The organism is Parapedobacter tibetensis (assembly GCF_024704835.1).
Classification (GTDB): Bacteria; Bacteroidota; Bacteroidia; order Sphingobacteriales; family Sphingobacteriaceae; genus Parapedobacter; species Parapedobacter tibetensis.
The window spans coordinates 1-12,079 of sequence record NZ_JAMXBE010000032.1; the positions used below are offsets into that span (position 1 = coordinate 1).

Sequence of the window (12,079 nt, forward strand, 5' to 3'; positions counted from 1 at the left end):
TATTTATTCGTTTTATCCAGTGACACAGTTGGTGTTACACTCTCGGTGGCGCACGCATAATGCCCCTGCTCGTTCCTCGCAGTGTCACCCTTCGGGACTTATAGTGCTTCGTTATCTTATATCCGTTGGTAGAATGGCTTTCTTTTTTTTCTGTTTTTTTCTTTTGAAGTGAATTTTCAGCTAACGAAAGGGCTATCGGTACTGATAGCCCCTTACTTAAAATGAAGTTCTATTAAAAGGGTGGTATTACACAGATAATGCGTTAAATAGATTAGTCCATTTTTCTATATACTCTTTAGGTATAGCATCTGCCTTCTTGCTTTTTAATTGAGCTTTTGCTGCCATAGCTAATCCCACTTTCCATCCTTTTTCTAATTCAATCCCATTAGTATCGGCAAATGTTTCTATTTGAGGAACTATAGGATTATCGTTGCTATAACTATCTTCAAAATCTACTTCGTCTAAAGAATTGAAAAGTCTGTCAATACCTTTTTTTACTAATGCAAATGGTATCAAATCTTCAACTTCAGTTTTCTCGATTCCTGTATAATCTTTAACGTCAAGTATTCGCGTTTCAAATCCTTTATATAGTCCTGATAACAGTTTTTTCTTTGCATCTTCCCCGCTTTTATCAGAATCTAAAATTAAATATGGTATATCATCTGCTTTGCTCGAAATCATACTAACAACTCCCGGTACACCTTTTACACCTCCTGATGGCACAAATACAACTTCTTGTTCAGGAGCAATAAGTTTTTCCCTAATTAGGAATGCTTTAATAGCATTAAGGTAAAACTGGTCGGAAGGTCCCTCAACTACAATAGCTTGACAGCCCTGCAATAAAATATCGGAAACACTTAATCCTAAAGCTGCGTGAACTGCATATATAGACTTCTCATTCAACGCATCACTTCCTTGTCTTAAATTACTTGAAGCAACTGTATATCCGTCTTTGTCCATATACACTACTCTACACCGATCGATATTGGAAGTGTCAACAATAAATGGTGAATGTGTTGTATTTATAATTTGATTGCCATTAGATAAATTGTCAAAGAATACAGCAAGGTCCTTTTGTGCTAATGGATGTAAAGTAAGTCCAGCTTCATCAAGTAATAAAATCGCATCTTTATGTTGTTCTTTACTTTCTACGAGGAAAATAAGATAAAAACTAATGAACCATTGAAGTCCTGTACTACGAAGTTCTAACGCTACTTCATCGGTTCTAATACTATCCGATACCCAAATACGGAAATAATCTCCGTCTGCTTCAAATCTAAACTTATATTCTCCTTGCTTCCACCATTCCTTGAATCTTTTTGTCAAATCTCCCGAAGCTGACTGTAAAAGGATACTACGCTCTTCCTTATCATCTTCCGCCTGTTTAATTTCTTCCGCCGTAGGTTGAGTATTACCGTTTCTACCATTTCGTGTGATTGCCATTTCTTTGGGGTCTTTCCCCAACTCCAAAATTTCTTTAGGGTCTAACTTCACAAATTCGAAAAGAACTCTCAACGTACGAACCTGTTCTTCATTTATATCTATTCCGTCAACAATTTCTCCGTTCAACCATTTAATAACATTTGGAAGATAAATCTTTGATGACAAGTTTCCGTAGTTTGAATAATAAACGAAAGTCGGTAATTCATTAAGAATAGCTTTCTCTAAATCTTCCTCGTCATAAGGCACAATATTTTCTTCTTCGATAGGGTCTGCTTCGCCTTCTTCACTCTCTTTTGTAACTTTTTCTGTTTTCGTTGATGTTGGTTTGTTGCTTGGGAACTCAAACGTGTAGCTTCCATCGTAATACCGAGTAACAGTTACAGATTTATCTCCTTGAAGACTGCATTCAACAGTAGATTCAATTTGAGTTATACTTTTATCATCAAGTTCAAATTCAGCCGTAATAAATTTTACATCTCCTGGAGTTTTTCGATAAGTGCTTAGTTTAGAAACTGGCATATCGTGTAAAATATCAATATTACCTTCTCTTGCAGGATTTAGCTTCCACAATGCCAAAAGCAAATTTGACTTTCCGGCTTCGTTAATTCCCACCAATGTTGTTACATTATCGCAATCAACCCAACCACTATCAAGAACTGACCGAAAATTTTCTACTTTGTATCTTTTTAGTAACATATTTTATTCAGAATTTACATTGTTAGTTTTTCATATTTAATCTTGGTGTCCGTAACCAAGTTCTTCATTTTTATCCCAAAAAGCCATGAATAATTCGGCAGGTGTTCCTTTTCTACTTGTCCATTCCGCAACTATTTTTATAGCTTCTTCCAAATCTTCAATGTATGCCATTCTTCCGTCACTTCCTCTAATCCCTTTTTCATCTTTTTTAGCACCTCTATTTATGAGAATGTTCTTTTCATCATATACAATTCTACGAACATCCTCATAAGCTTTTCCTTTTGGTAAGCTGTCTTTCAGTAGTTTGGAAAGTCCGTGATAATATAATTGGAATTTCTGAACTGGGTCGTCAATTTTTTGTCCGAGTAATTGTTCAGCTTGATTCTCAACAACAATCTCTGAATCAAGATTTATTAAAAGCTGTTCCCCCTTTACTTCTTCAGATTTTTGTAGAATCTCTAATCTTTCTAAATCTTCTTTAGAGAGTTTCCGTTCTACTTTGTCCTTGTTTGTTTTCTTATCGCTCATTATTGTAATTTTTATACCGTTAATAATTCTTTTATTCTTAGGGATGCTTTTTTTATTGATTCAACATCCCAATTTGCAACATTCAAATTTTTAGTTGTTTTGGTGATATTCGGGAAATGTTCCTTAAATGCTCCCCAATAATCATTACCTAATTCTGATTGCCTCCATTGATACTGTGCATAAATAATGCAGGGGTGAATCTGACATTCTTTGGCAAATTTCGCTACCATAAACTTATTATGAATCATCTTCTCAATGTATCTCATTTTTTCGGATGATAATAAGTATTCGGAAGCAAATTCATTAGCTTTATCTTCTTGGATTAAAAACAAATCGGGTTCGCCCGATAAGTGATAACTTGTTTTCTCGATAGTGTCCAAATCAAATAATACGTGACTTAATTCGTGGATTAATGCAAACCAAATGGTTGTATAGTTTTTGTTGAAATCCGTAATTACTATACAAGGTTTATTATCTATAAAAAAGGTTGCACCTCGTAGTTGGGTTTTAGGCAAAGAGGGCTGAAAAACTACTGTAACTCCGATATTGTATAAGGCTTGACAAACAGTTAGTAATCCATTTTCTACATTTTGCGTATAAGGTTTTATTTTGGGAATTAAATCAACCAAATTTTGCCTATAATACTCGTTAGGATTGTCGATAAGTTCAAAATACTTATAACTCGATTTAATCCAAAAATCTTTCATTTTATCACTGAAAGATTTTTTTGTTCTACTGTACAGTGCGTCGTTTAATTCTCGGTCATAATCATAAATGGAATCAAGAGCAAAAAAGGCACAAATTCTTTCTTTTAAGGTTTCTAAAGAATCATTCTTTTTTATAAATCCCAAACTTGTTAGAGTTTTTAAATCAAAAAATTTATTAATGAATGTTATATCCATTGATGATTGAAGTTCCTTGATTTCTTCAACAGGTCTGTCTTTGAAATGAATTATCAGTAGTTCGTTAAAATCTATTTCTAAAAATTCAGCAAGTTTCAACAGTTTAATAATATCAGTTTGTTTAGAAGTTTTGTCTAAAATAGCATCTAAACTTCTTCTTTCCATTCCTGATAATTTCTCAAACTGAGTTTTTGTTAAACCTGACTGGTCTAATTTTTCTTTGAACAAATCTTCGATAGAAGGTCCGTCATAGTGAAAACTCTTATTTAATATATTGTCTATCATTACTTGTTAAGGTAAATTTACCTCAAAAGTAATGAATATTTTTATATAAATAACAAAATAGAGGTAAATTTACCTCTATTTTGTATTTGACACATTTCTACGAAATACAAAAGCCTGATTTATATAAATGAGGTATTCTTTAAATGGTATCTGTAAGGAGGTATTCTTTAAATGGTATCTGTAAGTAGAGTAACTATACTTGATAATATGACTTTTAAAGTATCTACTTAATTCCATCCAAAAATGTCAAAAACGGTATCAAGTGTTCGACTATAATCCCTGTCAGCCCGCAACCAAAAGAATCCCCCGGCAACAGCCGTGTTTTTTATTTTTGTAGCGCCTTGCGGAGCGAAGCTCCAGCAAGCGCGGAGAAAATAAAAAAATAGCGAACGCAGTGAGTGGGGATTCTTTTGGTTGACAGCCTCCCCACTTCGGGATCACCGGAGGCGACGAAGGAGCCTGAGCTAATCCGCCCCCTCCGCCAAAATAAAAAAGAAGCGAGCGCAACGAGCGGCATTCATTTGCTTGAACCGCTCCCCCACTTAGGGAAAAACCGAGCCGAACGAAGTGATGTGAGGTTAATCCCGCCCTCTCTGATAACCCAACTAAAGCCCGACGGTAGTCGGGTTGGAGCCTCCCCCCACAAGGATGGCTGCGGCCCACGAGTGCGGGGAATAAGCGACACAGCCAATCCTCCCTCACAAGGGAAAACCGAGCGCAGCGAGGTAATTACATCGGTTTCCCTATGCAAACACCACTTGCTTAATATTCTCAAACTCTTCTTTCTTTTCATCCAACGTGGTACGGATATCGTAATCATCCTGAATGCCGAGCCAGAATTTCACGGAGTTGCCAAAAAATCGGCTTAGCCGTATTGCTGTATCCGCAGTGATCCGACGGTGGCCCTTTATAATTTGGGATACGCGGGTTTGAGGTACACCGGTATCCTTGGACAAACGATATGGAGTGATGTTCATGGGAAGCAAAAACTCTTCGTTTAATATTTCACCGGGATGTATATTGGGTAATCTTTCCATCGTTTAATCCTTTCCATTTAATGATAATCAATGATTTCCACATCAAAAGCGTTATTGTCTATCCATTTGAAGATAATGCGCCATTGGTCGTTTATTCTTATGCTGTGATATTCTTTCATGTTACCTTTCAGTTTCTCCAGCCGATTAGACGGGGGGATTGTCAAGTCCTTAATGTCCTGAGACTGATCAAGCATAATCAGTTTTCTTAATCCGACCCGTTGTATCTGCAAAGGCAGTTTTGCAATGCGTTCACCTTGGTATATCTTTTCCGTTTGTTTGTTGCCAAATGATTTAATCATCGTAACGCACCGAATTACTAACGTCAAAGATAAGTATTTTGTTCGAATTATAAAAGTTTACTAGTATTTCGATTTGCCATTACTTTTACTACATCATATTGATAACATCAAGCATTTCCTTCTGGATCCTTTATTTCCTTGATAATCTCCTCAACAATCTTCAAAAGACCCTCAAGGTGTTCTAATGGAATCTCATCTTCCCCGCAACCAAAAGAATCCCCCGCCTATGGCGGGGATTTTCGTTTTGAAGCGCCTTGCGGAGCAAGCTCCAGCAAGCGCGGAAGAACGAAAAAGAAGTGAGCGGAGCGAATAGCTTCATTTGGCCTGAAGCCTCCCCCCACTGGGATCACCGGAACCAAGTGGAGGTAATCCCTCTCTCCACAACAAACGAATCTTCCCTTTTTTGCTCAACAGACCTGCCATCATGATCCTTGCGAAAATAAGTAGTGGGACCTATATAGTCGCCCACTAACGCAAAATCCATATTAGGCATCAGCTTTTATTCTGTCTTTCCATTAACTTATCTATTTTCTTTTCTGTTATTTCTCCGTCTTCGATTAATAATTCTTGAAATAGCTTCAAATCAAAGTGCTTCGAGGTCTTTATTTTATTAGATAAAAGTTTTAATAATAATTTAGAAGTCAAGAGTGTCGTTGAAACTTGTGTCTCGATTTTAATGTTTTTTATTGCAGTTGCTGAAACTAAGTCAAAACCACTTGATACAATAAGTAAATAAATATTTTTGAACCCACTTTTCTTGAGTGGTTCAGAAAATTTGTTTATGTATTCAATAAATGTTCTGTCGTCCGTTCCGATTTTATAATTCTCTGTTCTCGATTTCGCGTCAATTAAAATCGCATAATTATGTTGGCTTGTTTTTGCTATTCCGTCTGGATTTCTTCCAGTTCCTTGACCGTAATCTGTTACTTCAAAACCCAACATTTGAAATACAAGATTTACTCCTTTTTCAAATTCTAACGCTTTTTCTTTATTAGAAGAGTGGTCTACTAAGTCCTGAACTACGGGAGGAATAAATTTTAGGATTTCGTACGTTAAGCCGTCAATCTTTGGAATGGCTTTGGAAATTGAAATTTCATTTGTCGAACGGTTTGGGATCAGAACAATAACATCCTTCCATTCATCTTTATCTGAAAACAATTCAAGAAATTTATAAGGAAAGTCAACCCATTTGAGATTGTCGCTCCGATTAATGCCATCTATTGATGGTTTACAATTATAAAAAGTCCAGTCAGCGTAAACTGGTAATTTCCCAATTGTCCGTGTTAAATTGGCCCATTGAATAAGAATTTCTTCAATGTCCGATTTCTGTTTCAAAAACTCCTTTAGTGTATCGCCACATTCGGTAACAAGTTTGGAATAACAGCTGCCTCCAAATATTTTTTCTAAATGGCGTTTATGAATTCCCGTTTCCTTGCAGAAAATTGTCTGCGACGGTGATTTTCCTAAATGGCCTTTTAGTTTTTTTATTCAGCTATTATATTGTCTTTTGTGTATTCCATTCTTGTCTGTCTAAAGTTGTGCCTAACTCTCAAATATACGCAGCTCATTATGACTTCAAAATTTTAAAAAACTGCATCATAGGCTATTTTAATAAACCACATAATTACCAAATCACGTTAACCGGATATTCAGTGAAATATTGGTCTTTTGAGATGATTTGCAATTTGTTGGTAATGGCTTGTGCAATAATCAAACGATCGAAAGGATCTTTATGAAAGAATGGAAGCGCAGTGATCTGCAACACATCTTCAAAACCTATCGGAAGGATGTGAAAGCCGTTTTTAGCAACTTCATCGGCAATCTTGGAAAACGGTTGTTTGATGTCTAATTTGCCGAGGCTGATTTTTACTGCAATTTCCCATAGACTGGCTATGCTGACGTAGTTTGCGTCGGGATGATTTTCGATGACTTCCAGCGCCTTCGAGGACAACGCTTCGTCACCGTTTATGAACCAGATAAATGCATGGGTATCCAATAAATTACCTGCCATTACATGTAGTCTTTGAAATCGTCCAGCGGCTCATCAAAATCATCATGCATCACAAACATCCCTTTAGCGCTGCCAAACTTCGGAATAGGCTTATCTGTCCTTTTCTTTCCTTTTTTAGCCTTTTGCTCCAAGAACTCAATAAAATCTGCAACCTCCGCTTTCATGGCATCCGGCAAATGGTTCAATTTTTTATATAACAGTAAACTATCCATTGTTTAACAACTATGCTATAACTACAAATTTAACAATTTTGAATCAAAATAACCAGATTTCTACATCAGGCTGCATAAATTACGGCCGTGTTTTTTACCTTCATGGAAGCGTAAAGCAGGGCAGTTTGAATATCCAGCTGTTCCAAAATAGGGTGTTGTTCCAATATTTCGGCTTCCGTAAGACCGTTTGCCAATAATTCAAGAATATCACTAACTGGAAACCGTAAGCCCCGAAACGTAGGCCGTCCTCCCATCAAGCCCGGCTTAATCGTAATGCGGTTTAATAACGCTTGTTGTTTAGCGTCCATAGCAATCACTTTTAATTATAACAAAGATAAGCTTTTTTAGCCTAGCTTAAAAGATTGCATCACCATAGCCAGTGGTCATCCGCGAACATACAAACGTATAATTTTATTATCTTGATCCCACAAAAAAGTAGCATGGGCTTTACACCGCCAGATATAGATATCTTTCGCACGCTATTCAAAGGACGAGAAGACGTTTTTGCGGTACGTTGGGAAAGGGGGAATAAAAGTGGCTACATGCCTGCTTACAGCTATGATCCCTACCATTACCGTCTCCACAAGGTAAGTGGTGGCTCGTTCCAAAGTTATCAACACAAGACCTATCTGCCATTATCCGATACAGAGATAGCCAAGCATTTAGACGGTCGACAACAAATAGGGGTTTATCCGTTGCTTCAAGACAATACGTCTTGGTTTTTGGTCGCTGATTTTGATAAAGCGGATTGGCTACAGGAAGCTTTAAAGTTTCTTAAAGCCTGTACGGCGATAAGCAATACCATGTTGTTCTCGAGACCCTGGATACGGAAGAGGCAAGCTATATTTGGCATACGGATAAAAATAGGAACTTGCTTATAGAAACCATTGGAAACATTGATAAAGATCTGCAGATCATCCGGGAAAAAGGAAGGCAGACCTTTTTAGAAAATGCACCCGAAAACTTTGGCCGCATCCTGCATGATTATTCTGATCCCGACAAATGGTTTGTGGGCTAGTCGGTTCATTCGATTCGCTGGGACCCGCTTTCATCTAATGATTGTACGATTCTCTCCAGTTGTTGCGTTGCATTCATATGGGTTTCACGACAATAATACATGTTTTTTATCATGGAAGCGGTAAAAGCTAAGGCGGCCGCATTGCCCAAATTTCCGAAAACGATACATTACAGGGGTAATGGCACATTTATGGTTTCAGGCAATCACCTCTTTTATCCTGAAAAACTTAAGGGCATGTAAGTGTTTGTTTACAGGGTTTTTCTTTTGCTTTGCACGGCAGTATCGCTCAATAAAACTTAAGTTTGAGATGAATCGGAAACCCATGTTTCCTTCATATTGCGCCATACAACCAATCCCGAAATAAACGTAATGACACCTGCTACATGTACTGCCCAGATCAAGCCCAAATAAGTTGCTACAATGCCTGCCATCAAAGCTCCCACAGCATACCCGATATCGCGCCAGAAACGATACACGCCCAGTGAAGATGCCCTCCATGAAGGATGTGCAGCATCACTTACAGCAGCCAATAATGCGGGGTAAACCATGGCAGTGCCCATGCCCAGCAATATGGATCCTGCCAATCCTGAAGCAAGAGGCGAAAAAGCTTCCAAGCCAATAACGACATGACCGATAGCTTGTAAAATCATGCCCCAAACAATCAATGGTTTCCTACCGAACCTATCGGCCATGGGGCCGGTAATCACCTGCCCTACACCCCATACGACAGGATAGACGGCTTTGATCCATCCTACCCCTTCAAGGCTTACCCCCGCGGAAACAAAAAGTAGCGGAAACACACCCCAAGACATCCCGTCGTTCAGGTTATTGATTAAACCAGCCTGCGAAATTGAAAATAAATTTCTATTCTTCCAGCTCGTTTCGGCGAAAACCCATCCCAAACGTGGTTTATGAAAAGTTTCATCAACAACAGTTTTCTTTAGTTGCGCGGCTTCTAATTTAGCATGGCCCATGGTATCTTTTATAAGCAACATGGAAATGACCAGTCCGGCCAGTGTATAAAAGATACCAATGTAAAAAGGTGCCGGACGTAATCCGTAAGCGGATGCTAGGTAACCGGTCAAGAGGGCCGTGAACCCCACCGCTCCATAACCTGCCGCCTCGTTCAGCCCCATCGCTAATCCTCTCTTTTTCGGACCCACAAGGTCGATTTTCATATTCACTGTCATAGACCAAGCCAATCCCTGGCTCATACCCAAAAGGATGTTCGCAAAGATTATCCAATTCCAAGATGGCCCCCATCCCAACAGAACTGGCACCGGCAATCCAATAAGCCAGCCTAATATCAACACCTTTTTACGGGTAAGCCTGTCGGCCAAGATCCCGGAAACCAGATTGGTAAATGCTTTAACAACTCCGAAAGCTATAATGAACGAAAAGATAATCATTTCCGAGTCAATGAAAAACTCTTGCGTGCCAACGAGGGGCACCACAGTTCGCTCCAAGCCTACCATGCCACCGACAAAAGCATTTACCAATACCAGTAGGGTAAATTGCTTCCAGTTTTCCTTAAGCCCTAATTGTATGTTTTTCATGTAGACTGCTTCGTTCCATTTCATCCTATAGCGCACCGGTTTGCCCCTGCTTCCAAATCAGCGGGAATCACCCCTTCATAGCTTCCCTTTTTATTCAAAGCAGCGATGGTGAGGTAATTTGGTGGTGTGGGTGGGATCCTATGCAGTGAGACTTCAATAAACGCTTCTTTCTCCAAGCTTAATAAGTCAATTTCAGTCATAAGTGCGGCAAGGCTTTGTTTGATTATTTTTCCATCAAAAGGAACAGCGCCAGCGGTATGGGCCGGTAATACAATGGTATCTGGCTGAAGGCTAAGGATTCGCTGCAAGGAGTCAAATAAAGATCCGGCTTTTCGGACTACTTCTTCCCCATCCGCTTTTAAATCAGGACGCCCCACCCCATCGATGAATAAGGTGTCCCCGGATAGTAGGGCGGTATCGTTGATCAAATAAGAGGTGCTTTCCCAAGTATGTCCGGGAGTATGAAGTACCCGCAGTTCTGCATCCCCAAAGCATATGGCTTGGTGGTTTTCTATGGAAGTGTATGGATACTCAACTTCAGCGTTATTGATCAACATATGTTTGGCTCGGCTTGCTGCCGCCAATTCCCTGGTCCTCGCGATGTAATCTGCATGGATATGAGTGTCCATTACATATCGAATGGTCCAGTTGTGTTCTTTGGCAATATCCAGGTACACTTCCGGATCGAGGGAGGCATCTACTACAATCGCTTCACCGCCAGAACCAATGATATAAGAGAGACAACCTTTTGCCACCCTTCTTACCTGGATGATCTTAACATCGGTATGCTCCAATGTATATTCGGCCTTATTCCATGCATAGTTCCACGCCTTCATTCCTCCTTCCAGTGAATAGGCTTCATAGCCCTTTTCATTAAGCAGGCCAGTGGCAATTTGGCTGACCCTCCCTGCTGCACATACGGTCACGATAGGCACGTTCCGCGGAGCATTGATGTCATCGAGGATGTTTTTATCCCCATTGTTCAATTCCGTATAGGCATCCTTATGGAAGCTATCCGCAATGCGCCATTCTTCCCACTGTTGCTGGGGGCGTATATCGAGGATAAATACAGGCTGCTTTTCATTTAAAAGCTCTTGAAGTTCTTGTATTGAAATTTTAGAATTTTCCATTTCGTTGTTTTTTTCTTTTCGCTATTCAATGGGATACCCCTTTGCTTGCCAGTCAGGAAATCCCTCCACCATGCGATTGGCGCTGAAGCCAGTTTTTGTAAGCAGTTCCACGGCCTCATCAGCATACACACACAGCGGACCCCGGCAATAGGCAATGATTTCTTTGTCTTTCGATAATTCCTTTATCCGCTTGGAAATTTGGTCTATGGGCATGGAAAGTGCCCGGTGGATATGTCCTCGTGCATACTCCTCTTCTGGACGGACATCCAGTAGCACCACTTTCCCGGTCTCAATCTTTTTAAGTAATTCATCAGCAGCGATGGGCTCAAGTGGATGGTACCCTTTGCGGTAGTCGTTCATTAATTTTTCTACTTCTGCATTATGCGCTATCCCCAATTCTCGTAATGATCGCCATGTCTGAAAAACTTTTTCATTAGCCAGATGATAATGAATAAAATTCCCCCTTCTGGTTGTATCAACCAGACGTGCCGATTTCAATACCTGCAAATGTTGGGACGCATTGGCTATACTCATTCCGGTATACTGGGCTATCGTTTCAACAGGAAAAGATCCTTGTGCCAGTAAATCAATGATTTCCATTCGATGGGGATTGGCTAAGGCCTTGGTTGTCTTTGCAAGTTCACCATATACCTTATTCTTAAATTCTCTTTTATCCATTTTATTAATCATACTGTTTTAACAATACAAAGGTATAAAGAAAATCTACCTATTCAATAAAATAATTGAATACTTGAATTACTATTGTAATTATGTATCACGCAAAGAAGCGCCAAGGACTTTTTGCTTAATTTTGTAGGGAGGTCGCCCAACAAATGGGGCATATCTCTTGTTATATGTATACGAATTGCATAGCAATCATCAATACCCATAAAAGCAGACAAGTAACCAATAACTACATACAGATGAAACCTCCACCAGCATCGGTTTTGATTTTTTTGGCC

At 39.2% G+C, this 12,079-nt stretch carries 16 protein-coding genes; 3 read left to right on the forward strand and 13 right to left on the reverse strand.

Going from position 1 to position 12,079, the window contains the following annotated elements:
* Positions 1–246: 246 nt before the first annotated feature.
* The 10 genes from NF543_RS24415 to NF543_RS24460 form a co-directional block, all read right to left on the reverse strand.
* Entirely contained in the window at positions 247–2,139 is a 1,893-nt protein-coding gene (locus NF543_RS24415) for an AAA family ATPase (protein WP_257670793.1), read from the reverse strand.
* A 36-nt stretch (positions 2,140–2,175) separates the two neighbouring features.
* Complete coding sequence (locus NF543_RS24420; RefSeq protein WP_257670794.1) at positions 2,176–2,667, reverse strand: hypothetical protein; 492 nt, start codon at positions 2,665–2,667, stop codon at positions 2,176–2,178.
* Positions 2,668–2,678: 11 nt separating this feature from the next.
* Positions 2,679–3,854, reverse strand: a complete 1,176-nt coding sequence (locus NF543_RS24425; protein ID WP_257670795.1) for an ImmA/IrrE family metallo-endopeptidase — start codon at positions 3,852–3,854, stop codon at positions 2,679–2,681.
* A 743-nt stretch (positions 3,855–4,597) separates the two neighbouring features.
* On the reverse strand, positions 4,598–4,891 hold the full coding sequence (locus NF543_RS24430) for a HigA family addiction module antitoxin (protein WP_257670796.1): 294 nt from the start codon (positions 4,889–4,891) through the stop codon (positions 4,598–4,600).
* Between the two features lie 17 nt (positions 4,892–4,908).
* Complete coding sequence (locus tag NF543_RS24435) at positions 4,909–5,190, reverse strand: type II toxin-antitoxin system RelE/ParE family toxin (RefSeq protein WP_257670797.1); 282 nt, start codon at positions 5,188–5,190, stop codon at positions 4,909–4,911.
* A 346-nt stretch (positions 5,191–5,536) separates the two neighbouring features.
* Positions 5,537–5,674, reverse strand: coding sequence for a hypothetical protein (locus NF543_RS24440; protein WP_257670798.1), 138 nt, complete (start codon positions 5,672–5,674; stop codon positions 5,537–5,539).
* A gap of 8 nt (positions 5,675–5,682) precedes the next feature.
* The gene (locus NF543_RS24445; protein WP_257670799.1) at positions 5,683–6,525 is read right to left on the reverse strand and encodes a restriction endonuclease FokI C-terminal domain-containing protein; all 843 of its coding nucleotides are present in this window, start codon (positions 6,523–6,525) and stop codon (positions 5,683–5,685) included.
* 289 nt (positions 6,526–6,814) lie between these two features.
* Entirely contained in the window at positions 6,815–7,201 is a 387-nt protein-coding gene (locus NF543_RS24450; protein ID WP_257670800.1) for a type II toxin-antitoxin system VapC family toxin, read from the reverse strand.
* Complete coding sequence (gene vapB / locus NF543_RS24455; protein ID WP_257670801.1) at positions 7,201–7,413, reverse strand: type II toxin-antitoxin system VapB family antitoxin; 213 nt, start codon at positions 7,411–7,413, stop codon at positions 7,201–7,203. The genes NF543_RS24450 and vapB overlap by 1 nt, the downstream gene beginning before the upstream one ends.
* 65 nt (positions 7,414–7,478) lie before the next feature.
* Positions 7,479–7,721 (reverse strand): DUF433 domain-containing protein, encoded by a 243-nt coding sequence (locus tag NF543_RS24460; RefSeq protein WP_257670802.1) that lies wholly within the window; start codon positions 7,719–7,721, stop codon positions 7,479–7,481.
* A gap of 111 nt (positions 7,722–7,832) precedes the next feature.
* Between NF543_RS24460 and NF543_RS24465 the strand changes: the two genes are divergently transcribed.
* The 3 genes from NF543_RS24465 (at position 7,833) to NF543_RS24475 (ending at position 8,671) form a co-directional block, all read left to right on the forward strand.
* Positions 7,833–8,294, forward strand: coding sequence for a TOTE conflict system archaeo-eukaryotic primase domain-containing protein (locus tag NF543_RS24465; RefSeq protein WP_257670803.1), 462 nt, complete (start codon positions 7,833–7,835; stop codon positions 8,292–8,294).
* Complete coding sequence (locus NF543_RS24470) at positions 8,285–8,431, forward strand: hypothetical protein (protein WP_257670804.1); 147 nt, start codon at positions 8,285–8,287, stop codon at positions 8,429–8,431. Before NF543_RS24465 ends, NF543_RS24470 begins: the two co-directional genes overlap by 10 nt.
* Positions 8,432–8,542: 111 nt before the next feature.
* Complete coding sequence (locus NF543_RS24475) at positions 8,543–8,671, forward strand: hypothetical protein (protein ID WP_257670805.1); 129 nt, start codon at positions 8,543–8,545, stop codon at positions 8,669–8,671.
* Between the two features lie 56 nt (positions 8,672–8,727).
* Here the strand turns inward: NF543_RS24475 and NF543_RS24480 are convergent, their stop codons facing one another.
* The 3 genes from NF543_RS24480 to NF543_RS24490 are packed head-to-tail and all read right to left on the reverse strand — an operon-like array spanning position 8,728 to position 11,795.
* Entirely contained in the window at positions 8,728–9,987 is a 1,260-nt protein-coding gene (locus NF543_RS24480) for an MFS transporter (RefSeq protein WP_257670806.1), read from the reverse strand.
* A 20-nt stretch (positions 9,988–10,007) separates the two neighbouring features.
* The gene (locus NF543_RS24485) at positions 10,008–11,117 is read right to left on the reverse strand and encodes an MBL fold metallo-hydrolase (RefSeq protein WP_257670807.1); all 1,110 of its coding nucleotides are present in this window, start codon (positions 11,115–11,117) and stop codon (positions 10,008–10,010) included.
* Positions 11,118–11,138: 21 nt separating this feature from the next.
* Positions 11,139–11,795: a metalloregulator ArsR/SmtB family transcription factor gene (locus tag NF543_RS24490; protein ID WP_257670808.1), complete on the reverse strand. Its 657-nt coding sequence runs from the start codon at positions 11,793–11,795 to the stop codon at positions 11,139–11,141.
* Between the last annotated feature and the right edge of the window lie 284 nt (positions 11,796–12,079).